Here is a 25,846-nt window from a genome sequence, read left to right as displayed (position 1 = left end):
CGCGCGCCGGTTTCCGCGGCGCGCGCGATGCCTTGCGCCGATCGACCGTCGATCGTTGCGCACGCACCCGATTCGATGCGCGTCACGCGCTCAAAGGCTTGCGCGCGCGGGCGCGACGTCGCGACGTTTTGTCACCCGACACGCGCATCTTGCGGTGGGACAATGATTCCGTCGATTCAACGCCGGAGTAAACATCATGCTGACGCCCGTCGCCACACGCCCCGCCGCACCGCCCCATGCCACGGGCTGGGCGCCTCGTCAGGCTGCGCACTGCTCGTCGTGCGCGATGCGGCACCTTTGCATGCCGCAAGGCCTCGCCCCCGAGGCGCTGAGCCGCCTCGAAGCGGTGATCTGCGCCGCGCGTCCCGTCAAGCGCGGTGAAGCGCTGTTCCGCGAAGGCGATGCGTTCGACAACCTGTATGCGGTCCGTTCCGGTTCGCTGAAAACGGTTGCGACGCGTCACGACGGTCGCGAACAGGTCACGGGCCTCCATCTCGCCGGCGAAGCGCTCGGCCTCGACGGCATCTGCGACGACACGCATCCGCGCACCGCCATCGCGCTCGAAGACAGCTCCGTCTGCGTGATTCCGTACGCCGCGCTGAAGGCGCTGTGCTCGGAAGCCGGCTCCATGCAGCTGCGCATGCACAAGCTGATGAGCGAGCAGATCGTGCGCGAAACGTCGCAAGCGATGCTGCTCGGTTCGCTGAATGCCGAAGAGCGTGTCGCCGCGTTCCTGCTCGACGTGTCGTCGCGCTATCTGAAGCGCGGTTACTCGCCGTCGGAATTCAATCTGCGGATGACGCGCGAAGACATCGGCAGCTATCTCGGCATGACGCTCGAAACGGTCAGCCGCACGCTGTCGAAATTCCAGAAGCGCGGCCTCATCGAAATGCGCGGCCGCCTCGTTCAGATCGTCGACTTCGACGGCCTGCATCACGTGTGATCGTGCGACGCGCGGCGCCCGCGCTGCGCGCCGCGTTCCCGCCCCTCTCCCGCCTCTCCCCGCCGCGCCGTCAATCGAGAAACAGCGCGGCGCGCGCCTTCAGCGCTGCGCTGAAATCGTCGAGCCAGCCGATCGACAGACGCCAGCTCTGCCAGTAAAGCTCGATGTCGACGGTACGCCCGGCCGACATGTCCACCAGTTCGCCGGCCGCCAGTTGACGGTCGACCATCCGGTCCGGGCACATCCCCCATCCCAGCCCGGTTTCGCACGCGCGCAGATAGCCCGCGACGTGCGGTATCCAGTGCTGCGGCGGATCGAGATCGGCCCGCGTCACGCGCCGGATGAAGCGCGCCTGCAGCCCGTCCTTTGGATTGAACATCACGCACGGTGCGCGGCGCAGTGCGTCGCGCGTGATACCCGCGCCGAAATAGCGCGCATGAAACGCCGGCGAGCAGACCGCGCGGTAGCGAATGCGCCCGAGCCGCGTCGACCGGCAGCCCTGGATCGGCTCGGCCTGCGCGGTGACCGCGCCCTGCACGCTGCCGTCGCGGATGCGCTCGGCCGTATAGTCCTGGTCGTCGATCACCAGATCGAGCAAGGTCTCGCGCTCGGCGCAGAACGGCGCGACGGCGTCGACGAACCAGGTTGCGACGCTGTCGTCGTTGACGGCCACGCGCAGCGTCGGCCACGTCGACGCGAGCGGCCCCGGCAGCGCGGGCATCCGCCCCGACAGCTCGGCCTCGAGCAGCTGCACGCGTTCGGTATGCCGGCACAGCAGCGCCCCCGACGTCGTCGCGACGCACGGCTGACCGCGCTTCACGAGCACGCTGCCGACGCGCTCCTCCAGCAGTTTCACGCGCTGCGACACGGCCGATGGCGTCACGTTCAGTTCCTTGGCTGCGCGTTCGAACGACCCGTGCCGGATCACCGCCGCCAGCGCGTCGAGCAATGCATAGTCGAGCATTAGCGTTCCTTAATCGACATTAGCTGATTTAGCTTCTCTTATTCAGAGGATGCCCGCAGACTAGCGCTATCCGATCCATCCGTCTACTGCTCACCCACCATGAACTGGCTCGCTTTCTCCCATGGCGCCGCGCTGTGCGCGTCGCTGATCGTCACCATCGGCGCGCAGAACGCGTTCGTGCTCCGGCAAGGGATCATGCGTTCGCATGTCGGCAAGATCGTGCTGCTATGCGCGCTGTCCGACATGATCCTGATCGCCGCGGGCGTGGGCGGCGCGTCGGCGCTCGTCGAACGCTACCCGACGTTCGTCCATGCGGTGCTGTACGTCGGCCTTGCGTATCTCGCGTGGTTCGGGATCAATGCGCTGCGCCGCGCGTTCAAGCCCGGGCACGAAACGCTCGACGTGCGCGGCGACGCGGTCGCGCCGCCGCCGCAAAGCGCGCTCGCGATCGTGCTGATGACGCTCGCGTTCACGTGGCTCAACCCGCACGTATATCTCGACACGTTCCTGCTGATCGGCACGGCCGGCGCACGCGAGCCGGAAGGCGCGCGGCTCGCGTTCGCGATCGGCGCGATGTCGGTCAGCATCGTCTGGTTCATCGGGCTCGGATACGGTGCACGACTGCTCGCGCCGTGGTTCCGCAAGGCCGTCGCATGGCGCGTGCTCGACGGTGCGATCGGCAGCATGGTGCTGTTTCTCGCGGCCGTGCAGCTGCGATAGCGCGCACTCGCTCGCGCTGCGATCACGCGTCGATCTCGGCGGCCGCAGGGCGCCGCCGGCGCGCCGCTCGCCGATCGGCGATCGGCGAGTGCTGTCCGCCATCTTCCGCAATCCGTCCGTTATCGCGCGTTGCCGCCCGTTCCTGCACAAATCGAATCGATCGGTGACAATGGACAGGTCCCGCGGCAACGTCGACACGCTGCCGCGCCCGCCGCTGCCGCGCGACGGCGACGCCCACGCCGGCGCGTCGCTCCCGCGGCTTCGTTCCGTCAATCGCATACACGGAGAGAAAGATGGCCCTACGTACCCTCGGCACGTCCAGCATTCAGGTTTCGCCGCTCGCATTCGGCGGCAATGTGTTCGGATGGACCGTCGACGAGAACGCGTCGTTTTCGCTGCTCGACGCGCTCGCCGACACCGGCATCAATTTCATCGACACCGCCGACGTCTACTCGGCCTGGGCGCCCGGCAATCGCGGCGGCGAATCGGAAACCATCATCGGCAAATGGCTGAAGCGCTCCGGCAAGCGCGAACAGGTCGTGATCGCGACCAAGGTCGGCATGCTCGAAGCGCGCGCGGGCCTCTCGAAAGACAACATTCTGAAAGCCGCCGACGATTCGCTGCGCCGCCTGCAGACCGACTACATCGACCTGTACTTCTCGCATCGCGATCTGCCCGAGACGGCGCCGCTCGAAGAAACGCTCGCCGCGTATCAGACGCTGATCGACGCAGGAAAAGTGCGGATCATCGGCGCATCGAACTACAGCGGTGCGCGTCTGCGCGAAGCGGCCGAGATCAGCCGGCGCGACGGCCTGCCCGCGTACCAGGTGATCCAGCCCGAATACAACCTGTACGACCGCGCCGAATACGAGCGCGATCTCGAGCCGGTCGTGCGCGACCTGAAGCTCGGCGTCGTCAACTACTACGCGCTGGCGAGCGGTTTCCTGTCCGGCAAGTACCGTAGCGAAGCCGATTTGAAGAAGAGTGTGCGCGGCAGCCGCGTCGCCGGCTATCTCGATGCGCGCGGGCTGCGCATTCTCGCGGCGCTCGACGCGGTATCGGCAAAGCACGGCACGCAGCCGGCCGCGATCGCGCTCGCGTGGCAGATCGCGCGGCCGACGATCACGGCGCCGATCGCGAGCGCGACGTCGCTCGCGCAACTCGCGCTGCTCGGCGAAGCGCTGCGCGTGCAGCTCGATCAGGACGACGTCCGACAGATCGACGAAGCGAGTGCAGTCTGAGCGGGGTGCACGCGGCAGGCGATCGCGCGGATCGGACTCAGCACGCGCCTCCGCGCATCGCCCGCCGCATCGGCGGGCCGGCAACCGGCGCCGCCGATAACCGGCGCGCGGCGTGTGCGGCCGGGCGCGGCCGTTTCGACGTCCGCGATGCGTACCGCGCCCTTCGATAGAGTCGTCGTCGAATGCGTTGTCCTGCAACCGGCGGGACGCCGAAGCACGACAGTGCCGATGCCGCCGCGTCGCCGACGTGCGACCCAGCCGGCCTTTCGGCGAGCGGCAAACGGAATTCGGATAAGTCGATGCCGTGCCGCGCCCGGCACGCACAAGCGGCCCGCCGGCGTCGTACCCAATTCACGGCTATCGACGGAAAATCGGCGGACAAAACCGAGCCCGGCATGTCCGATTCGGCCCGACGTGATCGCGACCTCTGGAACCGCCGGCTCGTGAAGATGGGTCTGTTCAAGAAGATCGGGCCGCCGGTCGGCTCGTTCCTGCATCGTCTGTTCGGACGATTCGGCGCCAATGCGCCGTTCACCGGGTTTTATCCGGCCGACATCATGAAGCTCATGACCGACAGCGCGACCGACAACGTCGGGCGCGACGACGGTATCCGCAAGCTCGCGCAGACCGGCCTTCCGGCGATGAAGGGAGCGATTCGCCACCGCCTCATGCCGACCCGTTGGACCCGATCCCGGCCGGGACGCGGGCCACCACCCGAATCACACGCCCCGTTCGCAATCCGTCCAGTACGCAAACGGATCGCGATGACGCGGGTAGTGCGCATCGAGCCACTTCAGCAATGCTGCACGCGCATTGTCCAGATCGGCGCGGGATGGCGAACTGGTCATTTCATGCACTTCCGTGGAAGTCTCCCGGTCGATCACGAGACAGCGCCAGTCCGGGCCGTCGAGGTCCGGATCGTCGGACGCCCGCGACGACTTGCCCCAGCCGAAACCCCTGCGCGCATCGATGTAGTACCGTGGCTGCACTTTCAGATAAGACATGTCGCCGCCTTGCAGGCTGCTCTCCGCGCGCAGCACGTCGCGCGCGTCGACGATCTGCGTGACGCCCGGCAACCGGCGCACGCGCCAGCCGGCAGGCAGCGTCGCAACGGCCTGCACGTTGTCATAGGCGCCCCACGTCAATCCCCATGCTTCGGCCATCCGCTTCATGAACGCGTCGGCGTTCGGATAGCCGCGCAGCTGAATCCGCGTCGACACGGTGACATCGAGTCCCGCGCGAACGCCGGCATCGGTGGACGCGGGTGCGAACGGGTCGCCGGGACGCGCGCCGTCGCTACCGCCGGCGGTCGGCACATCCGAAAACAACTGGTCGAGCGCCGCGCGCGCCTTTGCCGACTTGTCCGTTCTACTCATTGCGAATTTCCTCTTTCGTTCGATCTTCATCGCGAAGCGGGGCCGGGCGGAAGCCCGCCGCGTATCGGCATGGAAACCCGGGCGGGTTTCACCGAATGCGATTTCTCGCGAATGTGTGACCGTATTCTGTCAGGAAACAGTCGGGCGGGCTAAACCGCGTTGGCAATCTTCGTCGTCGCGATGGGACGCGTGGCTCGAGGCGCAGCGCCGACGACCGGCACCGGGTCGAGATGATGCGATCCTCGTCGTCGGCGTAGATCGGTTCACCGTGAACGGCCTTCAACGTCATGATCGCCAGCGTGCGGGGAAGTGAGCCTATTGTCCATCACATCGCGACGGCGGCCACAGAAACCGGCCAACCTGCACGCGACGATTGCAGATTCCGACCGTTACGCCCCCGCCCAAGCGACACCGCGATGGACTACGCACGGCATTACGGCACTTCGCTTCTGCGCTGCATGCGTGAAGACGAATTCAACGAGCGCAGGATCGGTCAACCGGCAGCGCGACATATGCGACGATCTCGATGCGCATCCCCGGCACGACGAGACCCTTCGCGATAACCGTCGACCGGTTCGGATAGGAATCGGCGAAGAATTCGCGGTAAACCCGATCTACCGTGGGAACGTCGTCCACGTCCACAAGCGTCACCAATACCTGGGCGACACACGACAGATCCGAGCCGGCGGCCTCGACGGCCATTTTCAGATTCTGGAATGTCAGGCGCGCTTGCATCGCAATGCCCCCCGTATGCACGGAGCCATCGCTACGCACTGGACCGTGCGCAGTGAACAGCAAGCCCGCAGCCTTGGTTGCCCATGAAAAGGGTTGTGCTGGCTTGGGCAAGCCGATATCGATCACTTCTTTCATTTCGATGTCTGATCCAGCAATGGGTTGAGCCGTCACCGGTTTGCGATGTGACGCGGAAGCAGAAGTACGAGGATTGCGCTGACGCACAATGCGAAGGCGAAGGCCAGCAACCCTGCCATCGTGCTATGCGTCGCATCCTTGATCCAGCCGAAGAAGGCCGGCGCGAAAAAGCCGGCCAGATTGCCAATGGAGTTGATCATCGCAATGCCGGCCGCCGCACCCGCGCCGCCAAGCAACCTGGCCGGAATTCCCCAGAAAACGGGTGCTGCCGGGAAGATTCCAATGGCGGCCACGCAAATCGCGATCATGGCGACGAAAGTCTGGTCCGGCCATAGCGCGGCACCGGCCAGTCCCAGTGCACCGACAAATCCGGACAGCGCGATATGCCACCGCCTCTCGCGCCGGCGATCGGCGCTTCGGCCCAATGTCACCATCGCAATGGCGCCAGCAATATTGGGGCCGGCGCTCAACAATCCGATCTGAAGCGGGTGGGAGATTCCGGACAATTTGATCAGCGTCGGCAGCCAGAAAACCAGGCCGTACATGCCCAGGCCTATCAGAAACAGAATCGCGCCCAGATACCACATGCGCCAATCCGTCAGCGCGCCCGCGATCGACGTGCGTTGAGCTTCCACGCGCTCTTGCGAAAGCGCGTCGGTCAGCACACGTCGCTCCTGCTCATCCAGCCATTTCGCGTCTGCGATGCGCTCGGTCAAATAGAACATCGTTGCGACGCCCAGTATCAACGACGGCACCGCCTCGATCAAAAACAACCACTTCCATCCGGCCAGCCCGAAGGCTCCGTGCAACCCCTGCATGATCCATCCAGACAAAGGGCCGCCAATGATGCTTGCAAGCGGAAAACCGATCATGAATAACGCGATGACCTTGCCCCGGCGTGCAGAGGGGTACCACCGGGAAAGGTACAGAATCACGCCCGGAAAGAACCCGGCTTCCGCTACGCCCAGCAGAAAGCGCAAGACATAGAAACTGGCTGGCGTGCGGACGAACATCACGGCTGCCGACAGGATCGCCCACGTAATCATGATGCGGGCGATCCAGATGCGCGCGCCGATCCGGTGCAACAGGATGTTGCTCGGCACCTCGAACAGGAAGTAGCCAAGGAAGAAGATCCCTGCCCCGATGCCGTAGGTGGTTTCGCTGAAGCCCAGATCACTCGACATCTGCAGCTTGGCAAAGCTGATGTTGACGCGATCGAGGAAGGCCCCGACAAAACAGAGCAACAAGAATGGGATCAAACGCCGCGTGACCTTTGCATACAGCTTGTCCAGGGTGCCGTCGGTCAAAGCCGGCGAGGACGACGCAGGCGTTCGCGTTACTGCCGATGAGTCATAGGTCATGCCGGTCTCCGAGGGTCCTTGCGCGAATGGATACGTACACGGCCCGTTGCGCGAACGGCGGCCGCTGCAATATGCGAATGCGTTGGCGTGCCACAGGCTGTTTCGCCTGATTTGCGCGGCTCGCTGTTCAGGCGGTTCGATCGGTGACGGGCATCGTGAAGATCCGGTCGCGGTTGAGCAGGAGGCCCGGATCGAACAGGCGCTTGATTCGACGCATTGCGTCAATCTCGACGCGACTGCACGTGCTCTCGAAGTAAGGCCTCTTCTCGAATCCGATACCGTGCTCGGCTGAAATCGAGCCGCCGGCCTCCACCACATGGCGATAGACCGCGGCCTTGATGTTGTCGGTGACGGACGCATCGTCAATGCCAATCACCCAATGGACGTTGCCGTCTCCCAGATGACCGAACGTGAGCGTGCGGCAATCGGGGGATAGCCGAAGCAGGTCTGCGCGCAGGCGGGCCATGCAGTCGACCAGATGCCGTGCGGGGATACTGATATCGAACGAAATGGAAGGCCCGAGCGCATGCGCGGCCTCGCCCGTCGACTCCCGAATGCGCCAGAATGCCTCCGCCTCGCTAAGCGACTGCGCGAGCACGATGAACGGGGTCCCCACGGTTTCCGCGATCGTTTCGAGTGCTTCGAGCAGGCGGCTTTCGTCGCGACCGGTATCGCGGTCGAAGCCCGACATTTCAAGCAGGACGAGATGGCTGCCCGCGCCATCGAATGGATCGCGACCCACCTTCAGGCATTGCGTGACGAAGTCGAAGTAGTCGCGCCACATCACCTCGAATGACGTCAGCATCGGCCCCAGGCTGGCGCGACACGCACGCAGCGTCGAAAACACCTGCTGCAATCCATCGACCGCGATCAGTGCGGTATGCCGGCTGACCGGTAGCGGCTGCAGACGCAACACGGCGCGAGTGACGATGCCAAGCGTACCCTCGGAGCCGACGAACAACTGCTTGAGATCGTAGCCGGCGTTATCCTTCAACACACTGCTGAGGTGCGAGAGCAGCGAGCCGTCCGGCAATACCACCTCAATCCCGAGCACCGACTGTCGTGTCATGCCGTATTGCAATACGCGGTTGCCACCGGCGTTCGACGCAATCATGCCGCCGATCTGGCAGGCGCCACGACTGCCAAGATCCACGGGAAAGAACAGCCCGTGCGCTTGCGCAGCTTGCTGAACCGTTTCGAGCGGAACACCGGCCTCGACGGTCATCGTTGCACCGATCTCGTCGACTTCGATAATCCGGTTCAGCAGCTCCAGTGACACAACGACTTCGTCGTTCTGCGGCGCGGCGCTGCCCACCAGCCCGGTCATGCCTCCCTGCACGACCGAACGAATTCCAGCGGCGTGCAGACGCTGCATCAGTGCGGCCACCGCCTCGGCCGTGCGTGGACGCAGTACCGGCGCCGGGACGCCATACGCACCGCTCCAGTCGGTGTGATATTTCGGGCCGGCGTCTGCCGCATTCAGAAACGCAACCTGCCCGTCGAGGGCAGCGCAGATATCGGCAAGGCGGTGTTCAAGCGCGGTGCGCGCTTCTGTTGCTGTAGACATGCGAGTTCCAGAGAAGAGGCGCTTGCAGGATCGGACACCACGCGGTAGCGGCAATCGCCGACAGCATGGGCAACGATATGGCATGACATTGCCGGTCAATCACCGCCGTATCAGGGGCAACATGAGTCGTGCGGCGACGCCAGTACGCAGCCACGGAACCAGGCTATGGATCGCTTGTGCAGCGGCACGTTTTGTCCGACATAATTTACGCTGAACTCGCAATTCTCTGAGAAACAGCGAAATTTCCCGAATTATTGTCGGACAATGTTGGAGCGTCAATCGAGATTCCGTCGAGGTTTACCCTAGCCAGATCGATTGCGCAGCTTTGGATCCGTGACGGCGGCGGCATTCGCCAACGGGCAGGAAATGTCGGACAATCGCTCGGAATCTCGCCAGCCGACGCCTCATGCGCGCAAAGCTGGCCTGACACGATGAGCGGCGGTACTGGTCTTGAGATCGTCGAATCGTTCTTGCCACGGAGCGCCGTTTGGCCGCGCCGAACAAGCGACGAGCGACGCGCGATACGGGCGATTTCGGGCATTCCCGTAGAATGAAATTCAGGTCAAGGGTTGCCACAAGAGCGGCGGCTCGCCGCGTCGCGCGACGCCGGTCTCGTGGCAACGCATGCGCGTGCCCCATGCAAACAGACCCTATGGAGTCAGTCAGAATGTCAACGGCCCCCGAAACCGGGCAATCGCACGAGCAATCTGCCGCGCGAGTGGATCAAGAACGCAGCGTCGCCGACTTCGTGTTCGAAGAGATTTCGCGTCGTGTTGTTGCCGGCGAGTACCGACCAGGCCAGCGGCTCGTCGAAGCCGATCTCACACGTGACCTTGGCGTGAGCCGCAGTTCCGTGCGTGAAGCGTTGCGTCGTCTCGAACACAACTCGTTTATCCGCCTCGAGCCGAATCGCGGCGCGACCGTTGCTGCGCCGAACCGCGCCGAAATAGAGGCAATGTTCCGGGTTCGCGAAGTGATCGCGGGGCTCGGCGCACGAGCCGCGGCCGAACGCATCGATCTACCGGGCAATCGCGAAAAAATCGCTGCGCTGTTGGAGCAGGTAACCGCGCAGGAGCACGCGAATCGTGTCGACAATCACCGAACCGAAAACGGCGTGTTTCATCGAACCATCAACACCATGTCGGGCATTGATGCGGTTGGCCAATTGATGGACCAGTTCAACTTTCCGATCCTTCACGCGATCTATTTTCGGGATCTCCGGCATGACCACTGGCGGTTGAATCTGGTCGACCACATGGATATCGGCCGAGCGATCCTGCACGGAGACGGCTACGCTGCCGAGCATTTCGCGCGCAAGCACATGCAGCGCATGGTGCCCATCGCCATCGAGATTTGCGAGCAACTCGCTATTGGCCCAAAGCGGCGAAGCTAAATGCTGGCCGGCCGATCCGGCTATCGGCCGGCACCGGTGTGGCGAATCGCATGCGCGCAAACCACAATGAACCGTGCGATTCATCGACCCGCGCGACAGAATGGATCAGCTCTGCGGCTCGAGCGCATGCGTGACAAGCGCGTCGATCGTACCGTCGTGCCGAAATCCCGCTTCGATCGCACGGCGATCGGTCAGCGGCGGTTGCCGTCCGAAAAGCCGTTCGATCCGTTCCACCGGCGCGTAATCGATGTCGAACGCGCCGAAGCGCCGGACCAACGCATCGACGATCTCCCGAACCGACAGATGCAGCACCGGCGGCGTCCACACTCGGCCCGCGTGCAGGCCGTCCGCGGACATGCGTGCCGCGTGCAGCAGGTTGTCGACACAGCAGCTGCGCGACATCCACCACGCGGTGGCCGAAGGCGAAACGGGACACGTATAAGGCTGGCCGCTCTGTGCCGCGCGAAAAATCTGGCTCATGAACGCGGATCCATGTCCCGCGGAAAGCGCCGGACGAGCCACGATGCCCGGCAGGCGTAACGCACGACCATCGAGCTTGCCGCGTCGCGTCCAGTCGGCAAGGATCAGCTCGCCAACCAGCTTGTGCACGCCGTAGCTCATCGTCGGGCGCGGTACGGTGTGCTCGTCCACGGACGCGGGCAACGACTCGCCCAACACCGCCACGCTGCTGGCATAGACGACGCGCGCCGCACGCCCGTGCTCCGTCGCTTGCGTGGCCAGACGTTCGAATAGCGCGAGCATCCCCGACAGATTCACGCGGTCGCCCTCGGCCGGTTCGGCTTCCGCCTGCGAACCGGGCAGGCTCGCCAGATGAAACACGACGTCGACAGGTGTCGACAGCGGCGGCTCGAGCATCTCCGGGCGGCTGAAATCGCCGACCAGCGCCGTGATTCGCGCATCGTCGCACGGCCATTCCGCTTGCCGGTCGACCCACAACAGTTCCGACACGTCGCCCGGCTCCGCGATACCGTCGCGCAGCAGCCGTTCGACCAACGCCGTTCCGACAAATCCGCCCGCCCCGGTCACCAGCACTCTCATGGCCGAGCCTCCTCATCGTCGGCGCGCGGCGCGCGCACCACCCGCTGATCGATGGTGCCGAACGGTGCGTTGCCGGCGTCGTCGCGCGCCGTCATCCTGACCCGGTCGCCAAAACGCATAAACCGCGTGCGCGCGGCGCCTTCGTCGATCATTTCGATCACGCGTCGCTCGGCGATGCACGCCGAGCCCGCGTTGCGGTCGGCATTCGACACCGTGCCGGACCCGACGATCGTTCCCGCCGACAGACGACGCGTGCGGGCCGCATGCGCGATCAAGTCACCGAAGCCGAAGTTCATCTCGCGGCCGTGCGGATGACCGAACCAGCGGTCGTTCCATTCGACGTGCAGGCTCAGATGCACGCGGCCGTCGCGCCAGTGGTCGCCGAGTTCGTCGGGGGTGACGGCAACCGGTGCAAAGCTCGTGGATGGCTTGGCCTGCAGGAAGCCGAAGCCCGTCTTCATTTCGTGCGGACCGAACGCCCGAAGGCTCCAGTCGTTGAGCTGTACGATCAGGCGGATGCAGCGCAGCGCAGCGGCGGCCGATACGCCCATCGGCACGTGTCCCACCACCACGCCGAATTCACCTTCGAAGTCGATGCAGTCGGCCTCGTCGGGCAAGGGCACGTCGCTCGCCGGGCCGAGGAAGTCGTCGCTCGCGCCCTGATACATGACCGGCACCGTATCGAACATCGGAATCGGCGGCGTATTGAACGCCTGCTCCATCAGGCGGCCGTGATTCAGAAACGCCGAGCCGTCGCACCACTGCGGACTGCGCGGCAAGGGCGCGGCGCATGCGGCCGGATGGAACGGACGCGCATCGCGCACGCTGCCGGCGTTCAATGCGTCGTAACGCGCCTGCAAGCCGGGCGCAAGCGCGTCCCAGCGATCGAGCACGTCGGCCAGCGTCGTTGCGATCGGCGCAGCGTCGACAGCATGGCGCAGGTCGCGCGACACGAGCAGCAAGCGCCCATCGGCGCCACCGTCGGGCAAGGTCGCGAATTTCATCGTGCACCTCCATGTGCGGGCACGTCGAGCACGGCGGCAAGCGCCGGATCGTAGACGCCGTCGATCAGCACGAACAGCATCCGGCATGGACGGCCCGAGCGGTTCGCCCAGGCATGGTTGGTCCCCCGCTGAATCACCACGCTGCCCGGCGCGAGTGCGACTTCGGCATCGTCGAGAATCAGCGTCATTTCGCCTTCGATCACCACGCCGTAGTCGACCGACTCGGTGCGATGCATCAGCGGATGCGGCGAGCCGGCCTGCACCGTCGACGCTGCGGCGTCGCCGATCTCGCTGAACGCGTCGTGCATTTTCGTCGCGCCGTGTGCGAGAAACTCCGGCGTATCGGGGGGAATGTCGACGAAGCGCATACGGGTGCCCTCCCTGGGCGGCGGCAGCATGAGCGCGCCCACCGTGGGATCCGCGCCATTGTCGACCGTGGCGGGGCTCGACGACGTGCTCCAGACTTCGTGGAACACGGTGCCGGGAATCGCGGCGATTTCCACCACGGTAGGCAGTGGACCGTCGGATGCGACGACTGCGCGGCCGTCGGTGTCGTGTCCGGTCACCACGCGACGAATCGCTGGAAAGCTCATGCTGCCGCCTCCCCGTCGGTGTCGTCGAAAATCGCGACGGCGCGCGTCCACCCTGCCGACGCGCCGCGAATCTTGTGCGGGAAGCAACTGATCGTGAAGCCGGTCGGCGGCAACGCCGTGAGGTTGTGCAGCTTCTCCAGATGGCAATAGCCGATATCGCGCCCCGCCTTGTGCCCTTCCCAGATCAGCGACGTATCGCCCGTTTCCGCGATCTTCTGCGCGGTATAGCAGAACGGCGCATCCCAGCTCCATGCATCGGTGCCGGTCAGGCGCACGCCACGCTCGAGCAGGTACATGGTCGCTTCGTAGCCCATCCCGCAGCCCGCATTGACGTAGTCGTCGTGCCCGTAGCGCGACCCGGCCCGCGTGTTCACGACGACGATATCGAGCGGTTGCAGTTCATGGCCGATGCGCGCGAGTTCGGCCTCGACGTCGGCCGCCGTCGCGACGTAGCCGTCCGGAAAGTGCCGGAAATCGAGCTTCACGCCCGGCTGGAAGCACCATTCCAGCGGCACCTGATCGATCGTGATGGACGGCCGCGCTTCGCCCAGGCTCGCATCCATCGTCGAGTGGAAATGCCACGGCGCGTCGAGATGCGTGCCACTGTGGGTCGTCAGCGTGACCCACTCCGCGGCGGCCGCTTCGCCGTCGGGATAGTCCTCGGGTTTCGTACCCGGCAGCATCGCCATGAATTCGGGCAGCGTGTCGCCGTGCTTCTGATAGCGGATCTTCGGCGCGAGCGGCGGCGGATCGGAGAGCACGTCGTTCTCGAGATAGATGGAGAGATCGACGAACCGTCGAACGGGCTTCATGTTCAGACTCCTTGGGATGGGGAGGGGCGATCGAGCCGCGAAAAGCAGATCGCCGCAGCGGCAGCGATCAGCACTGCGGCGAAACCGAGGCTGCCGTAGCCGAACTGCTTGACGAGCGTGCCGCCGAGCAGCGGACCGATGGCGGCGCCCGTCATCAGCATCGCCGGCGTCGCGGCAACGGCGCGACCGGTGCGGTCGATGCGCGCCAGCATGCCGAACGCGAAGGTGTGGGTGAAGATCATCACGGCGGCAAAGACCGAGGTGGCCGCCGCGTACGGCGCGAACGCCGCGCTTTGCGTGATGACCAGCGCGAGCGCGGCCTGTACGACGGCGCCGGCCTGCACGACCTTGCGGCCCGGCACGCGCGTTTCGAGCAGTCCGGCGACGGGAGCGGGAAACAGGTTGACGAAGCCGAGCGCGATCAGCGTCGCGATCACGGCACTCAACCCGAAGCCGCGATCGAGGCCGATGCGCTGCACGAAACTGAACAGCATCGACTGCGTCAGCGCCATGCAGCCGACGCCTGCCATGCCGAACCAGACGGCGTGCTCGAAGCGACGCTCGACGCCGGCTGCCGTGCTGCGGCGCGCCTGAATCGACGGAAACGCGAACGCGCACGCAATCGTGGCGACGCCCATCACGCTCGCAAAAACGCGAAACAGCATCGGGCCGCCATGTGCTGCGATGAGTCCCGGCACGATACCGAGAAACGCGATCGCAAAGATGCCGAGCGCGAGGCCGGCGACCGCGAACAGACGATGCGGATTGCGGCTTCGTCCGACGGTGCCGTGCGTGAAGCTCAGGCCGCATCCGACGGCGACGCCCGCGGCGGCATGCAGGGCCGCCATCGTCGGATAGCGATCGGCCGATACGGAGGCGATGCCGAGAAACGCGCACGCGGCCATGCCGAAGCCGACGGTCGACATCGCGCGCGCCGGCAGGCGATTCAAGCGCGGGGAGAAAAACACGCTGCTCAGAACGGCGCCGGCCAGGAACAGCGTGGCGAGCAGGCCCGCCTTCTGCGGATCCAGCCGATACGCGCCAATCAACGTGCCGACCCAGACCGGCAAGGCCACCAGATCGACCATGCCGGCGCAATGCGCGAGCATCAGCGCGACGGTGCCGAGCGCGCCGAGCCGCGTCGTGTCGGCCGGTATCGACAGGTCGGCAGCTGCCGGCGTCGTGGGGGAAAGGTTCGGCTCCATCGTGCCTCCGCTTGCGTCAGATGTCAGATCGGCCGCGCGAGACTCATGTGCGTCTCGTGCATGATGCGTCGGTGTTCCTCCTTGTCGCCGCCGGCGATCTCGATCTCGCCAAGGCGCCCGGAGTTTTCCACGACCATGCGGCAGCGCTCCCAGCGGCGCGCCTGGAATGCCTGCAACGCGGCTTCCACCGTCGCACCGCGCCCCAGCTCTTCGGCAAGCACGATGGCGTCCTCGATGCCGATGCCCGCCCCCGCCGCCATATGCGGCGTGGTCGCGTGCACCGCGTCGCCGACCAGCACCACGCGTGCGCTGAACCAGGGCGCCGGCAGCAGCAGGCTTTCGAGCGGCCGGTAGTTGACGCGCGATTCGGCGCCGATCTGCGCGCGGATGGACCGGATCAGCGGCACGTCGAACGCCGCCAGCAACTCGGACAGCATGCGCGGCCATTCGGCGGGATCGATGTGGTCGTTGGTCGGCCTGTCCTCGGTGACGAAGACGTACATTTCGTCCCGCGAGACCGGATTGACGCCCGCCTTGATCCGGTGTCCCAGCCACATCGTCGCGCAAGCGATCTCCGCCGCGCGCGGCACCACCGCGCGCCACACGCCCTGGCCCGTATAGCGCGGCTTCGGCGCATCGGGAAACGCGGCGGCGCGCACTTTCGAGTAGAGGCCGTCCGCTCCGACCACGAGGTCGTAGGTGCCGTGCGAGCCGTCCGTGAACGCCACGTCCACCCGATCGCCGCGCGGCTCGAGCCGCGAGAACGTACAGCCGAGCTTCACGCGCACGCCTGCGGCGCGTGTCGCGTTGGCGAGAATATCGGCCAGCACCGGACGCATGATCGCGCCGCCGCCGGGAACGTCCTCGCCGGCCACGCGCGGCGTCGGCAGCGTGCCGATCGGCCGGCCGCCGGCCGTGTACAGATTCACGCCGTCGCCGCCGTGGCCACGTTCGAAGAACGCATCGAGCACGCCGACCGTGCGCAGGGCGCGCAACGTGGGCCCGCCGATGCTGATGCCGGCACCGTACGAGCGCCAGCCCGGGTCGATCTCGACGAGGTCGACCGCGAGGCCGAGCTTCGCGCACTGGATCGCCGTCGCCATACCGGAAAAACCGCCGCCTATGACGAGGACGTGTTCAAGAGGGGCTGCCATCTGGGTGTCTCCATGTTGTGTCTGGTATTGGGTGTCATGTCGCAATCAGCACGATGGCGCCGTCGTCCGTCACGTCGATCTCGACCGGCGTCAGCCGCTGACCGAGGCACGGGCCGAGTACGCACTCGCCGCTGGCGATGTCGAACTGCGCACCGTGCGCGTGGCAGACGATGCGGGTGCCGTCGCCGCTCAGGTAGGCGTCCTTGCGCCAGGCCATCGGCGTTTCGCCGAAAAAGTGCGGGCACGCGTCGCGATAGGCACGCACCTGCGTGCCGTACCGCACGACGAACAGCGTGTCGTGTCCGCGCCCGTCCGGATCGAAGCCCCGCGCACCGGGATCGGGCAGATCGTCGATGCTCGCGAGACGAATGCGATCGGGATAGGTGTCGGACATGGCAGAACGATTCTCGCGTTCAATCCGACGTCGCCGCTGCCGCCCCCGGCGGAGGACCGCCCGGCGCCCACTTCTCGCGATGCTGGAACAGGAACAGTTGCGACGCGTCGGCGCCCATTGGCGCCTCGCGCGCGTTCCATGTGTCGTCGTGCAGATCCATGTCGGCGTCGTATTCGACGTGACAGCCGAGCGGGCTGTTGAAATACCAGAACCAGTTCGAGCCGAATCGATGACGCCCCGGCCCCCAGAACGACTGGTAACCCTTCTCGACGAAACGCGTGCCCGCCAGCAGAACCTCGGTCGGTCCGCCCATATGGAACGTGAAATGCTCGCAGCCCTTCATGAACGGCGGCGTCTGAATCATGAACAGCGTGTGATGGTCGAGCGTGCCGGCCGGCTGCAGGAACGGGCCGACGCCCGTGAAACGGTCGGTACAGCGAAAGCCGAGACGCTCCACATAGAACGCTTCGGCCTTCGCGGCATCCGGCACGAAGTAGACGACGTGCGACAGCGTGCGCGGCGTCAGCACGGCATCGTCGCGCACCGCCACGACGTTCGGTGCGCGCTGCGCGGGCGCGCCGGGCGAATTCACGGGCTCGGCCGGCAACGCGAGCGAACGGCGCGCGGTGACCTGGAAGCCGATCGCGAAGCCCATGTCGTCGAACGATTCGATCGATCCGTCGGCGAGTGTGGTCACTTCGCGGTCGCGACGCAGTTCCGCCGCGATGGCGTCTATCGTCGCGGAATCGGCGACGCCGTAGATCGTCTTGCGCAGCATGCTTGCCGTGCCGAGCGCAGGCGGCAGCGCCGGATCGTCGCGGCGCGCGATATCAATGCCCGTTCCGTCGAGTGCCTCGAAACGGCCGCCGGTTTCGTCGCTGCGCACCGGTAGCAGTCCGTAGTCAAGCAGATATTGGCGGCAGGCGGAGACGTCGTCCACGCCGAAGACCAGCGTATCGGGTCCGATGATGTTCATGAGATGTGCGTGCTCGAGAGGGATGAAAGCGTCAGAGCGACGTGCGTCCGCCGAGCGTTTCGGCGACCCAGTCGGCGATGAAGTGCCCTGCGTTGATCGAGTTGTCGAAGCTCGAATGCTGGACGCCGCCTTCGCGCTCGGTGAAGATCTTGAGCTCGCGCTTGGGGCTGTTCACGAGTTGCTCGTACGTGCGGTGAGCCCATGCGACCGGGATCTGCGAATCCTGCGAGCCGTGCGTGACGAGGAACGGCACCTTGATACGATCGAGCACGCCGTCGAGATGCACGTTTTCGGCGATGCGCATGAAGTCGTCGATATCTTTCGCACCCCAGACCCAGCAGACGTGCTTCCAGTAGTGCGGCACCGGGAAGTTGCCTTCGCGCTGCAGGCGTTTCTTCTGGACGTCGCGCCAGTCGTGGTTGGCGCCCCACACCACACCGCAAGCAAAGCGCGGCTCGAACGCGACTGCGCGCGGGCAGTAGTAGCCGCCGAGCGACACGCCTTCCATGCCGATCCGCTTCGGATCGACGTCGTCCCGGCTTTCGAGCCAGTCGACGATCTTGCTCGCCCAGACCTCCGAGTTGTATACCGCATTCAGGCCGTGCAGCCGCAACGCTTCGCCGGTGCCGGGCTGGTCGACAATCAACGACGATACGCCGCGCGCGGCCAGCCATGCCGGCAAGCCCACGAAGTACTTCATTTCCTTGGTCGAATCGAGCCCGTTGACCTGCACGAGCAGCGGCGCGCGCGCGTCGGCGCGCTTCGCTTTCACAAGGAGTGCGGACAGATGCTGGTCGCCGTACGGGATGGCGACGCGTTCGCAGTTCTCGCCGGCGAGCGCGATGCTCCTGTCGAACGTCTCCAGCGAGCGTCGGTAGAGTTCGACACGCCCCGGGGCATCGTGCGCGAGCATGCGCTCGGCCGTAATCAGGTAGATCGCGGCGCGCTTGTATTTCTCGCCTGCCGACAGCAGCCGCCCCAGCGCCTCGTCGTCCTGCGCGAGATCGCAAAGGCGATCGGCCTTCTCGACCCACGCTTCACGAAACGCACGCGTGCCGTCCGCGTCCGGCTGCCTGGCCGCTTCCTGGAGGGGCCCGCACATGTCCTCGATTTCGCCGATGCGCGCGCCCATTTCGATGGCGAGATTGACGGACAGATTCCAGACGTAGTTGGTAGGAAAGTATCGGAACATGCTGATTGCCTCGATTGAAATGGCGTCTTGCTCGACGACCGCGCCGACGGCCGCGTTCGCGCGCGCGGTCCGGCGCGCGACACGGTACTCAGCCCTTGCGCCCGAAGCCGGGCCACAGCGGGATGGCGACGTTCACCCAGATGCTGCTGCTCCTGGCCGTGTTGGCGGCATAGACTCCTTGCTGATAATTGACGTTGACGTTCCAGCTTCTCGCGTCGTACACGATCGACGGGCCGATGCCGAAGGTCCGCATGCGATTGCCCACCCGCACGCCGCCGGCCTTGTCGTCGCTGAACTGGTTCAGGTACGCGCCGACCACGCCAAGCTTCCACGGGCCGAAGTTCCAGCCGGCGTTGAACTCGGCGACGTAACCGTCTCCCGAGCTGTAGTTCGTCGTGCCGTTCTTCAGATTGAGCAGGAAGCGGTTCGCGAGCCCGACGTCGATTCCGTTGGGAACGTTGTAGCGAATCGAGATCACCGGCTGCACCGACGTGTAGCCCACCGCGACGCTCGATTTGACCGGGCTATAGGAACCCGTCTCGAATGCAACGTCGATTCCAGACGCAATCGCCAGGTTCGGCGCGAGATTCCATTGCAGCAACACAGGCGTCAGCGTGATGTTGGACAGGCCGTTTTGCGTGCTCGACTGCCCGAACACGGTGCTATGCAACGACACGACGGGGATGACCAGCTGCGTATAGACGTGGGCGCCGAGCAGCTGGAACGGATACGCCACCAGCAGACGCGTGGTTTCCGAAAACACCGACGTATGGAACGGAATCGGCAGTTTCTTGCCGTCGTTGCCATAGAGGCCGTTCGCAAAGCTGTAGTTGAACTGTTCGAGGGCGAACAGGCCGGGGATCGGCGGCAGGTTGGCGATGTTCGTCCCCACCGCTCCGGCCGGATACGGTGAGACGCCGCCTTCGAATGCCTGCGCCTCCTTCATTGGTCCGGTCGCCAACACGGCGCAACCGACAACGGCTGCGATCAGTTTCGTGGACATGCTGTCTCCTCCTGCTCGGAGGCGCGTTTGCGCCGCCCGTCGTCTCTTTTAATAGTGGAAAGCGCGGTGCACACGGCCGAGGTACAGCGGTACGGTCGAGCCTGAAATGCCCTGACGCTGGCCTCCCGATGCGATGCGCCGGCTACCGTCGCGTCGAGATGTGGCAAGGTTAAGATAGGCCGACGTATCCTAAAAATGGATTCGATCCATTGCCGATATCGACGGCGTCAATACTTTCAGGTTAAACCCTGATAGTGCATCCGGCGGGCCACGCGGCATCAGAGAGGAGAACGGAGACAGCACGCATGCGGTTCAACAAGCTCGACCTCAACTTGCTCGTTGCGCTTGACGCGCTCCTGAGCGAACAGAACATCAGCCGGGCGGCCGAAAAGATTCACCTGAGCCAGTCGGCGATGAGCAACGCGCTTTCGCGGCTGCGCGAATACTTCAACGACGAACTGCTCGTACAGGTCGGCCGCAAGATGGAGCCGACGCCGCGCGCCGAGGCGCTCAAAGATGCCGTGCGCGACATCCTCGTACGCGTCGACGCGACGGTGTCGGCTCAGCCCGAGTTCGTGCCGGCGCACGCGAATCGGCTGTTTCGCCTGTTCGTTTCGGACTACACGATGACGACGCTCATGCCGCATCTGTTCGAGCTCGCTTACAAGGCGGCGCCCGGCATCCGATTCGAGCTGCGCCCGCAGATCGCCTATCCCCACCGCGTGCTTGAACGCGGCGAAGCGGATCTGCTGATCATCCCCAAGGAGTATTGCTCGACCGAGCATCCGGCCGAGGTATTGCTCGAGGAAACCTACTGCTGCGTGATGTGGAGCCACAGCCTGCTCTCGCAAGGCGAGATGACGAGCGAGCGCTACATGGCGGCCGGGCACGTCGTCGTGCAGGTCGGCGACGCACAGACGGCGCTCGAGGACTGGTTCATGCAGCGGCTCGGCGTGATGAGGCGCGTCGAGGCGAGCACCTACAGCTTCGTGTCGCCGGCCCATCTGCTGGCCGGCACGGACCGGATCGCCACGATGCACCGGCGGCTCGCCGAAGAGGCCGCACGCAGCCTGCCGATCGTGCTGCGCGAAGTGCCGGTGCCGGTCCCGACGGTGGAGCAGGCGATGCAATGGCACAAGCACCGAACCTCCGATCCCGGGCTCGCGTGGTTGCGTGGGCTGCTGAAAGACGCTGTCGCGAAGATGGACGAAGGGCGTCAGGCCGCTCGCTGAGCCGGCGCGATCCGCCTGCGGCGCGAGCGAGTGGATCCGCATGATTTGCCGCGTATCGAGGCGACGCAGATGCCCGCAACCGTCCTTGTTCACGCACTCAAACGGGTATCCGGGCCGAGCCGCAGATCCGTGACCAATGTGCGCTCCGGCCGGCGCGACAACGTGAAACGGACGGAACGCGCCGGCCCTTCATCGCATCGTTGTCGGTCTGCATCGTGCCGACCATCTGCCGCATGCGGAGCGCCCCGCCATGTCGATCAGGCTCGACAGCCGATGCGGTTCAGAACGACTGATAGCAGGGTTGCCGAGCGATGCGATCGTCAATAAAGCGTGCGAACAATAGCCGATGAACATACCGATCGAGTGACGACCCACTCGTCCTCGTGCCGACTTCGCAGCAACTCGCCCACGTCCAGCTCGGCACGAAGATGGCGGCTTGGTACGCCGTCACGATTTCGACGCGGTATCGCCCGAAGTCGAATAGAAGATGCCGGACACGGGCATGGAGTTGCTCGTTCACGTGGCGCCGCCACCAAGACGCCAACTCATAGCCTGACGGGTCTTCAACACGCTTGGTCGCGACCGTGGTTGACGTCGCTTGTTGGACCCCATCTGGCACGCATCGCCGGCACTCGAGTCCGACGGCGATAACAGTCGCCCGTTCGACTGTTGCTGTCGGGCTCGAGCACATCGCTGGCATGCCGCGCAGGGCGCCCGCGAAGCTTCCGACGCCCAGTAGACGCAAGCGAGAAGCGCTACGTTGCGAAGTCCCGTCCAACGACCTGCCCCAGCCGTAGTCGCGAACGGTCCCATCCAGCCCCCAATAATCCCCTTGACGCTCTATCTTTCGATATATATCTTTAGATATGTTTTCCGGTATATAGGACACGATCATGCGACACAACCACTTCCGCGGCCATGCCCGATGTGACGGTCATGGTGCGCATGCGCGCCCTGACTGGATCGCCGGCCTCTGGCACGCAATCGGCCGCCACCGGCGCGGCCACGATCCATTTGGCGGCGGCGGCCCGTTCGGTGGCCGTGGCGGGCGCGGCGGTTTCGGCGACTTCGGTGACGACGGCATGCCGCGCGGCCGCCAGTTCACGTCCGACGATCTGCAGCTTCTGCTGCTCGCCTTGCTCGCCGAGCAGCCGAGCCACGGCTACGAACTGATCAAGGCGCTCGACACGCGCTCGAGCGGCTTCTACAGCCCGAGTCCGGGCATGGTGTATCCGGCGCTCACGTATCTCGAAGAAGTCGGCTACGTCGCGTCGCAAGCCGAAGGCAATCGCAAGCGCTACGCGCTGACCGACGCCGGCCGCACACATCTCGATGCACAACGCGAGCGCGTCGACACGCTGTTCGCTCGCCTCACGCATCTCGCGCGGAAGATGGAATTCATGCGCCGCGCATTCGCCGGCGAAGCGTCGGGCGCCGATGCGTCGGGCGCCGATGCGTCGGGCGCCGCAGCGCAGGACGAAGCACAGGCCGGCTGGCTGCCCGAGTTCGTCGACGCACGCGTCGCGCTGAAGCATGCGCTGCTGCACAAGAGCGCCGCATCGCCCGACGAGCAGCGGCGCATCGCGGCCATCCTGCGCCGCGCGATCGCCGAAATCGAAGGCCGGTCCGACGTGTAACGCGCGCCGCCCGTCACATTTCCTGGAGAACGGATTGAACACCACCCTTGCCGATCGCACCGTGACGCGCGTGCGCCACACACTGAAATTCCGCCTGCTGCAGGTGCTGCGCGTGCACGCGGTCACGCCGCATCTGCTGCGCGTCACGCTCGGCGGCCCGGATCTCGCCGATTTCGAATCGTCGTCGTTCGACGATCACGTCAAAGTGTTTTTCCCGGCGCCGGGCACCGAACGGCCCGCGTTGCCGACGCTCGGCGCGAACGGCCCCGTGTTTCCCGAAGGCGAGCCGAAGCCGGTCGCGCGCGACTTCACGCCGCGCCGCTTCGATCGCGCCGCATGCGAGCTGGATCTCGAATTCGTGATGAATCATCCGGGGCCCGCGTCGCAGTGGGCGGCACAGGCGCGGCCCGGCCAGTGGCTCGGGATCGGCGGGCCGCGCGGCTCGTTCGTCGTGCCGACCGGCTTCGACTGGCATCTGCTGATCGGCGATGACACGGCGCTGCCGGCCGTCGCGCGACGCATCGAGGAACTGCCGGCCGGCGCACGCGTCGCCGTCGTGCTCGAAGTCGCGGATCGCAGCGCGAAGATCACGTTCGACGCGCGCGCCGACGTGCACGAGATCTGGCGGTTCCGCGACGAAGGCAACGGCGACGCCCTGCTGGACGCCGTGCGCGACCTGCCGCTACCGGAGGGCGACGGCTATGTATGGGCAGCCGGCGAAGCGCTCGCGATCCGCGCGGTGCGCGCGCATCTGACCGGCGAACGCGGCGTCGACAAATCGCGCATTCGCGCGTCCGCGTACTGGAAGCGCGGCGCGGCGGCCGTACACGAGACGCTCGACGACTGACGCGCCCGCGCGGCATCGGGTTTTCGCTTCATGCAGGGCGCGCGGCAACCGCGCGCATCCGGACGCCGCGACCGGCACGGGCTTGGCAGCGGCATCGCGACTGGTATATATCTGTGTGAGCGGCGGCGCTGTCGGGAGACAGCGGCCGCCGCGTGCCCAGGAGCGCCCGATCATGACAAAAGAAAATCACGCTGCGCCTTTCGTTCGTCACCTGAAGATCGTCGGTTATTGCGGCCTTGCCGCGGTCGTCCTCGCGCTGTTCGTCGCGATGTGCGCGATCCTGAAGGAAAGCGCGCTCGAACGCGATGCGGTCGCGCAGCAGTCGACGGACACCACCGAACTGCACGGTACGACCGGGCCGTCCGCGACGGCCGAAGCGGCGAAGACGCCCGGCTGATTGCGTCGCGTCGCCGCGTGTGCGGCGCCTGCGTACCTCCGTGCTACCGCATTCGATTACGGCGCAGGCTGTCGACCCATGATCACGGCATGCACGGCGTCGCCGATCCGGTCGAGCGTATCGACCGCCCGCCGCGCATACAGATGCGCGGCCAGCGCGCCCGCCGTGCCGACCAGCACGCCGCCGGCCATGTCGAACGGCCAGTGCACGCCGGCGTAGATGCGCCCCCACGCAATCGCGAGCGCCAGCGCCGCCATCACCCAGCCCGTCGCGCGCGTCGTGCCGCCGAGCAGCATGCCGACCGCGACGCTCCATGCGAACGTCATGTGATCGCTCGGAAACGAGCTGTCGGGCGCGTGCGGAATGAGCTGCGTGCCGACGCCGGCCATGAACGGCCGCGGCGAGAACCACAGATGGCCGATCGCCTGCGCCAGCACGAGCGCGACGCACGCGCCGACGCCGGCCTCGATCGCCTGCCGGCGCGTCGTACGCTCGCCGAAGAGCCAGGTCAGCAGCAGCATCGCGGGCAATGCATAGACGACCCAGTCTGCGGCGAAGATCGCCAGGCGGGCGACACCCGCGTGCGGCGTCAGGCCGGCGTTGAGAGCGGAAAACAGCGTCAGATTGATGTTATGCATGAATCGGTTCTGGGACGGAAAGACTCGGCCGGATCGCCCGGCCGTCCGCGATGTTGCGACGGGCCGGCTTAAGCGATGCTTAATGCGGGCGCCGTACGGGACGCGTGCGTCCGCTGCGGCGAACGCACTTAGAACCCGCACTGCAACACAAGTTCACGCAATTGTCACATTCCGCGCGGTCGGCTCCCGAAAATCCTCCGCTCGTATCCCGAAAAACCTCACCTTGTTTCACATTTGCACGCGGCCGATGGTGCGATCATCGGCCGGCCGCGCGGCGATTCGCGCCGTCTCGACCATTCGCCTCAACATTTGCGCAGTCAATTCTTCAGAATGCGCAACAATTATTTCCGATTGCGGCATCGCACAACGGCGGCACACAGGCATAGGATTACGAGCAGTCTTCGACGAAGCGATCAACAACAAGGAGTCCGCATGAAAATCAGCGATGTCCGATCGAAAGCGTTTGCGATGCCATTGACGAGCCCCGCGTTCCCGATGGGCCCTTATCGTTTCGTCGATCGCGAATTCCTCATCATCACCTACCGCACGGATCCGGACCGTCTGCGTGAAATCGTGCCGGAGCCGCTGAAGGTCACCGAGCCGCTCGTCCATTACGAATTCATCCGCATGGCGGACTCCACCGGCTTCGGCGACTACACCGAAAGCGGCCAGGTGATTCCGGTCGAATACAACGGCCAGCCGGGCGGCTACACGCTGGCGATGTATCTGGACGATCACCCGCCGATCGCCGGCGGCCGCGAGCTGTGGGGCTTTCCGAAGAAGCTCGCGTCGCCGACGCTGCACGTGAACACCGATCACATCCTCGGCACGCTCGACTACGGCAAGGTGCGCGTCGCGACCGGCACGATGGGCTACAAGCACAAGGAACTCGACATCGTCGAACAGGCGAAGCGTCTCGCCGGGCCGAATTTCCTGCTGAAGATCATTCCGCACGTCGACGGCACCGCGCGCGTCTGCGAACTCGTGCGCTACTACATGCAGGACATCGTGATGAAGGGCGCATGGACCGGCCCCGCATCGCTCGAACTGTCGCCGCATGCGCTCGCGCCGGTCGCCGATCTGCCGGTGCTCGAGATCGTCGAGGCGCGCCACCTCGTCGCCGATTTGACGCTCGGTCTCGGCGAAGTCGTCTACGATTACCTGGCTCAGTAACCTCCGCAGTCGTTACTTCCTGTCAATCCTTTCACTACCGGAATTCGAACATGAGCAACCTGAATGGCAAGACCGCAGTCGTCACGGGCGCCGCG

27 protein-coding genes are annotated in these 25,846 nt (G+C 65.4%); 10 read left to right on the top strand and 17 right to left on the bottom strand.

Annotated elements, in window-relative coordinates; all coding sequences use genetic code 11:
- Both HMPREF3115_RS31925 and fnr read left to right on the top strand, forming a co-directional pair.
- Nucleotides 1-191, top strand: a 191-nt coding sequence (locus HMPREF3115_RS31925) for a hypothetical protein (protein WP_083302215.1), incomplete at its 5' end; no start/stop codon positions are given.
- A gap of 5 nt (nt 192-196) precedes the next feature.
- On the top strand, nt 197-943 hold the full coding sequence (fnr, locus tag HMPREF3115_RS13785; RefSeq protein ID WP_070554779.1) for a fumarate/nitrate reduction transcriptional regulator Fnr: 747 nt from the start codon (nt 197-199) through the stop codon (nt 941-943).
- Nucleotides 944-1,013: 70 nt separating this feature from the next.
- Here fnr and HMPREF3115_RS13780 read toward each other — a convergent pair whose 3' ends face one another.
- Entirely contained in the window at nt 1,014-1,907 is an 894-nt protein-coding gene (locus tag HMPREF3115_RS13780) for a LysR family transcriptional regulator ArgP (protein ID WP_006397585.1), read from the bottom strand.
- A gap of 99 nt (nt 1,908-2,006) precedes the next feature.
- Between HMPREF3115_RS13780 and HMPREF3115_RS13775 the strand changes: the two genes are divergently transcribed.
- Entirely contained in the window at nt 2,007-2,627 is a 621-nt protein-coding gene (locus tag HMPREF3115_RS13775; protein ID WP_006404588.1) for a LysE/ArgO family amino acid transporter, read from the top strand.
- A 293-nt stretch (nt 2,628-2,920) separates the two neighbouring features.
- On the top strand, nt 2,921-3,868 hold the full coding sequence (locus HMPREF3115_RS13770; RefSeq protein ID WP_070554776.1) for an aldo/keto reductase: 948 nt from the start codon (nt 2,921-2,923) through the stop codon (nt 3,866-3,868).
- Here the strand turns inward: HMPREF3115_RS13770 and HMPREF3115_RS32425 are convergent.
- From HMPREF3115_RS32425 to HMPREF3115_RS13750, 5 genes are all read right to left on the bottom strand, one after another.
- On the bottom strand, nt 3,826-4,530 hold the full coding sequence (locus HMPREF3115_RS32425) for a hypothetical protein (protein WP_227747562.1): 705 nt from the start codon (nt 4,528-4,530) through the stop codon (nt 3,826-3,828). The genes HMPREF3115_RS13770 and HMPREF3115_RS32425 overlap by 43 nt on opposite strands.
- Before the next feature lie 57 nt (nt 4,531-4,587).
- Nucleotides 4,588-5,244 (bottom strand): hypothetical protein, encoded by a 657-nt coding sequence (locus HMPREF3115_RS13765; protein ID WP_035488211.1) that lies wholly within the window; start codon nt 5,242-5,244, stop codon nt 4,588-4,590.
- A gap of 474 nt (nt 5,245-5,718) precedes the next feature.
- The gene (locus tag HMPREF3115_RS13760) at nt 5,719-6,114 is read right to left on the bottom strand and encodes a RidA family protein (RefSeq protein ID WP_059940714.1); all 396 of its coding nucleotides are present in this window, start codon (nt 6,112-6,114) and stop codon (nt 5,719-5,721) included.
- Nucleotides 6,115-6,146: 32 nt separating this feature from the next.
- Nucleotides 6,147-7,475, bottom strand: a complete 1,329-nt coding sequence (locus HMPREF3115_RS13755) for an MFS transporter (RefSeq protein WP_083302214.1) — start codon at nt 7,473-7,475, stop codon at nt 6,147-6,149.
- 127 nt (nt 7,476-7,602) lie between these two features.
- On the bottom strand, nt 7,603-9,042 hold the full coding sequence (locus HMPREF3115_RS13750) for an FAD-binding oxidoreductase (RefSeq protein ID WP_070554772.1): 1,440 nt from the start codon (nt 9,040-9,042) through the stop codon (nt 7,603-7,605).
- Between the two features lie 667 nt (nt 9,043-9,709).
- On the opposite strand from HMPREF3115_RS13750, the gene HMPREF3115_RS13745 reads away from it, so the two are divergent.
- Nucleotides 9,710-10,435 (top strand): GntR family transcriptional regulator, encoded by a 726-nt coding sequence (locus HMPREF3115_RS13745; RefSeq protein ID WP_226823185.1) that lies wholly within the window; start codon nt 9,710-9,712, stop codon nt 10,433-10,435.
- A gap of 105 nt (nt 10,436-10,540) precedes the next feature.
- Here the strand turns inward: HMPREF3115_RS13745 and HMPREF3115_RS13740 are convergent, their stop codons facing one another.
- The 10 genes from HMPREF3115_RS13740 to HMPREF3115_RS13695 all read right to left on the bottom strand — a co-directional run bounded on the left by HMPREF3115_RS13740 (nt 10,541) and on the right by HMPREF3115_RS13695 (nt 19,827).
- A complete protein-coding gene (locus HMPREF3115_RS13740; protein WP_070554771.1) occupies nt 10,541-11,494 on the bottom strand; it encodes an NAD-dependent epimerase/dehydratase family protein in 954 nt (317 codons plus the stop codon).
- Nucleotides 11,491-12,498 (bottom strand): fumarylacetoacetate hydrolase family protein, encoded by a 1,008-nt coding sequence (locus tag HMPREF3115_RS13735; protein WP_070554769.1) that lies wholly within the window; start codon nt 12,496-12,498, stop codon nt 11,491-11,493. The genes HMPREF3115_RS13740 and HMPREF3115_RS13735 overlap by 4 nt, the downstream gene beginning before the upstream one ends.
- The gene (locus HMPREF3115_RS13730; protein ID WP_070554767.1) at nt 12,495-13,091 is read right to left on the bottom strand and encodes a cupin domain-containing protein; all 597 of its coding nucleotides are present in this window, start codon (nt 13,089-13,091) and stop codon (nt 12,495-12,497) included. Before HMPREF3115_RS13730 ends, HMPREF3115_RS13735 begins: the two co-directional genes overlap by 4 nt.
- A complete protein-coding gene (locus HMPREF3115_RS13725) occupies nt 13,088-13,903 on the bottom strand; it encodes a cyclase family protein (protein WP_069221442.1) in 816 nt (271 codons plus the stop codon). Before HMPREF3115_RS13725 ends, HMPREF3115_RS13730 begins: the two co-directional genes overlap by 4 nt.
- Nucleotides 13,904-13,905: 2 nt before the next feature.
- Nucleotides 13,906-15,108, bottom strand: coding sequence for an MFS transporter (locus tag HMPREF3115_RS13720; RefSeq protein ID WP_083302213.1), 1,203 nt, complete (start codon nt 15,106-15,108; stop codon nt 13,906-13,908).
- A 23-nt stretch (nt 15,109-15,131) separates the two neighbouring features.
- A complete protein-coding gene (locus tag HMPREF3115_RS13715; protein ID WP_035488054.1) occupies nt 15,132-16,262 on the bottom strand; it encodes an FAD-dependent oxidoreductase in 1,131 nt (376 codons plus the stop codon).
- Nucleotides 16,263-16,296: 34 nt separating this feature from the next.
- Nucleotides 16,297-16,656 carry a Rieske (2Fe-2S) protein gene (locus tag HMPREF3115_RS13710; RefSeq protein ID WP_070554765.1) on the bottom strand — a complete coding sequence of 120 codons (360 nt, stop codon included), beginning with the start codon at nt 16,654-16,656 and terminating at the stop codon, nt 16,297-16,299.
- A gap of 19 nt (nt 16,657-16,675) precedes the next feature.
- Complete coding sequence (locus HMPREF3115_RS13705; RefSeq protein ID WP_006404614.1) at nt 16,676-17,632, bottom strand: VOC family protein; 957 nt, start codon at nt 17,630-17,632, stop codon at nt 16,676-16,678.
- A gap of 31 nt (nt 17,633-17,663) precedes the next feature.
- The gene (locus HMPREF3115_RS13700; protein ID WP_070554763.1) at nt 17,664-18,824 is read right to left on the bottom strand and encodes an alpha/beta hydrolase family protein; all 1,161 of its coding nucleotides are present in this window, start codon (nt 18,822-18,824) and stop codon (nt 17,664-17,666) included.
- Nucleotides 18,825-18,912: 88 nt separating this feature from the next.
- On the bottom strand, nt 18,913-19,827 hold the full coding sequence (locus HMPREF3115_RS13695; RefSeq protein WP_070554761.1) for a SphA family protein: 915 nt from the start codon (nt 19,825-19,827) through the stop codon (nt 18,913-18,915).
- A 305-nt stretch (nt 19,828-20,132) separates the two neighbouring features.
- Here HMPREF3115_RS13695 and HMPREF3115_RS13690 point away from each other — a divergent pair, with 305 nt between their 5' ends.
- From HMPREF3115_RS13690 to HMPREF3115_RS13675, 4 genes are all read left to right on the top strand, one after another.
- On the top strand, nt 20,133-21,059 hold the full coding sequence (locus tag HMPREF3115_RS13690; protein WP_070554760.1) for a LysR family transcriptional regulator: 927 nt from the start codon (nt 20,133-20,135) through the stop codon (nt 21,057-21,059).
- An 893-nt stretch (nt 21,060-21,952) separates the two neighbouring features.
- Complete coding sequence (locus HMPREF3115_RS13685) at nt 21,953-22,696, top strand: PadR family transcriptional regulator (protein ID WP_070554758.1); 744 nt, start codon at nt 21,953-21,955, stop codon at nt 22,694-22,696.
- A gap of 34 nt (nt 22,697-22,730) precedes the next feature.
- Entirely contained in the window at nt 22,731-23,543 is an 813-nt protein-coding gene (locus tag HMPREF3115_RS13680) for a siderophore-interacting protein (RefSeq protein ID WP_053298062.1), read from the top strand.
- 172 nt (nt 23,544-23,715) lie between these two features.
- Nucleotides 23,716-23,940 carry a hypothetical protein gene (locus HMPREF3115_RS13675; protein ID WP_006397574.1) on the top strand — a complete coding sequence of 75 codons (225 nt, stop codon included), beginning with the start codon at nt 23,716-23,718 and terminating at the stop codon, nt 23,938-23,940.
- A gap of 56 nt (nt 23,941-23,996) precedes the next feature.
- Here HMPREF3115_RS13675 and HMPREF3115_RS13670 read toward each other — a convergent pair whose 3' ends face one another.
- Nucleotides 23,997-24,578, bottom strand: coding sequence for an undecaprenyl-diphosphatase (locus tag HMPREF3115_RS13670; protein ID WP_053298063.1), 582 nt, complete (start codon nt 24,576-24,578; stop codon nt 23,997-23,999).
- 432 nt (nt 24,579-25,010) lie between these two features.
- Between HMPREF3115_RS13670 and HMPREF3115_RS13665 the strand changes: the two genes are divergently transcribed.
- Complete coding sequence (locus HMPREF3115_RS13665; RefSeq protein ID WP_006404627.1) at nt 25,011-25,751, top strand: acetoacetate decarboxylase; 741 nt, start codon at nt 25,011-25,013, stop codon at nt 25,749-25,751.
- Nucleotides 25,752-25,846: the final 95 nt, after the last annotated feature.

Origin of the sequence: Burkholderia sp. HMSC10F09 (genome assembly GCF_001806955.1) — a bacterium.
GTDB classification, from domain to species: Bacteria; Pseudomonadota; Gammaproteobacteria; order Burkholderiales; family Burkholderiaceae; genus Burkholderia; species Burkholderia multivorans.
The sequence above is the reverse complement of the archived record's forward strand: the minus strand, read 5'-3'. Positions and strand labels throughout refer to the sequence as shown.

What these genes read in the sequence shown, in the direction of transcription:
- HMPREF3115_RS13710 (WP_070554765.1), bottom strand. Translation starts at nt 16,656, where the DNA reads ATGTCCGACACCTATCCCGATCGCATTCGTCTCGCGAGCATCGACGAT.
- HMPREF3115_RS13755 (WP_083302214.1), bottom strand. Translation starts at nt 7,475, where the DNA reads ATGACCTATGACTCATCGGCAGTAACGCGAACGCCTGCGTCGTCCTCG.
- HMPREF3115_RS13700 (WP_070554763.1), bottom strand. Translation starts at nt 18,824, where the DNA reads ATGTTCCGATACTTTCCTACCAACTACGTCTGGAATCTGTCCGTCAAT.
- HMPREF3115_RS13690 (WP_070554760.1), top strand. Translation starts at nt 20,133, where the DNA reads ATGCGGTTCAACAAGCTCGACCTCAACTTGCTCGTTGCGCTTGACGCG.
- HMPREF3115_RS13750 (WP_070554772.1), bottom strand. Translation starts at nt 9,042, where the DNA reads ATGTCTACAGCAACAGAAGCGCGCACCGCGCTTGAACACCGCCTTGCC.
- HMPREF3115_RS13670 (WP_053298063.1), bottom strand. Translation starts at nt 24,578, where the DNA reads ATGCATAACATCAATCTGACGCTGTTTTCCGCTCTCAACGCCGGCCTG.
- HMPREF3115_RS13735 (WP_070554769.1), bottom strand. Translation starts at nt 12,498, where the DNA reads ATGAAATTCGCGACCTTGCCCGACGGTGGCGCCGATGGGCGCTTGCTG.
- HMPREF3115_RS13725 (WP_069221442.1), bottom strand. Translation starts at nt 13,903, where the DNA reads ATGAAGCCCGTTCGACGGTTCGTCGATCTCTCCATCTATCTCGAGAAC.
- HMPREF3115_RS13760 (WP_059940714.1), bottom strand. Translation starts at nt 6,114, where the DNA reads ATGAAAGAAGTGATCGATATCGGCTTGCCCAAGCCAGCACAACCCTTT.
- HMPREF3115_RS13685 (WP_070554758.1), top strand. Translation starts at nt 21,953, where the DNA reads ATGCGACACAACCACTTCCGCGGCCATGCCCGATGTGACGGTCATGGT.
- HMPREF3115_RS13675 (WP_006397574.1), top strand. Translation starts at nt 23,716, where the DNA reads ATGACAAAAGAAAATCACGCTGCGCCTTTCGTTCGTCACCTGAAGATC.
- HMPREF3115_RS13765 (WP_035488211.1), bottom strand. Translation starts at nt 5,244, where the DNA reads ATGAGTAGAACGGACAAGTCGGCAAAGGCGCGCGCGGCGCTCGACCAG.
- HMPREF3115_RS13740 (WP_070554771.1), bottom strand. Translation starts at nt 11,494, where the DNA reads ATGAGAGTGCTGGTGACCGGGGCGGGCGGATTTGTCGGAACGGCGTTG.
- fnr (WP_070554779.1), top strand. Translation starts at nt 197, where the DNA reads ATGCTGACGCCCGTCGCCACACGCCCCGCCGCACCGCCCCATGCCACG.
- HMPREF3115_RS13715 (WP_035488054.1), bottom strand. Translation starts at nt 16,262, where the DNA reads ATGGCAGCCCCTCTTGAACACGTCCTCGTCATAGGCGGCGGTTTTTCC.
- HMPREF3115_RS13775 (WP_006404588.1), top strand. Translation starts at nt 2,007, where the DNA reads ATGAACTGGCTCGCTTTCTCCCATGGCGCCGCGCTGTGCGCGTCGCTG.
- HMPREF3115_RS13780 (WP_006397585.1), bottom strand. Translation starts at nt 1,907, where the DNA reads ATGCTCGACTATGCATTGCTCGACGCGCTGGCGGCGGTGATCCGGCAC.
- HMPREF3115_RS13695 (WP_070554761.1), bottom strand. Translation starts at nt 19,827, where the DNA reads ATGTCCACGAAACTGATCGCAGCCGTTGTCGGTTGCGCCGTGTTGGCG.
- HMPREF3115_RS13720 (WP_083302213.1), bottom strand. Translation starts at nt 15,108, where the DNA reads ATGGAGCCGAACCTTTCCCCCACGACGCCGGCAGCTGCCGACCTGTCG.
- HMPREF3115_RS13770 (WP_070554776.1), top strand. Translation starts at nt 2,921, where the DNA reads ATGGCCCTACGTACCCTCGGCACGTCCAGCATTCAGGTTTCGCCGCTC.
- HMPREF3115_RS13745 (WP_226823185.1), top strand. Translation starts at nt 9,710, where the DNA reads ATGTCAACGGCCCCCGAAACCGGGCAATCGCACGAGCAATCTGCCGCG.
- HMPREF3115_RS13730 (WP_070554767.1), bottom strand. Translation starts at nt 13,091, where the DNA reads ATGAGCTTTCCAGCGATTCGTCGCGTGGTGACCGGACACGACACCGAC.
- HMPREF3115_RS13705 (WP_006404614.1), bottom strand. Translation starts at nt 17,632, where the DNA reads ATGAACATCATCGGACCCGATACGCTGGTCTTCGGCGTGGACGACGTC.
- HMPREF3115_RS13665 (WP_006404627.1), top strand. Translation starts at nt 25,011, where the DNA reads ATGAAAATCAGCGATGTCCGATCGAAAGCGTTTGCGATGCCATTGACG.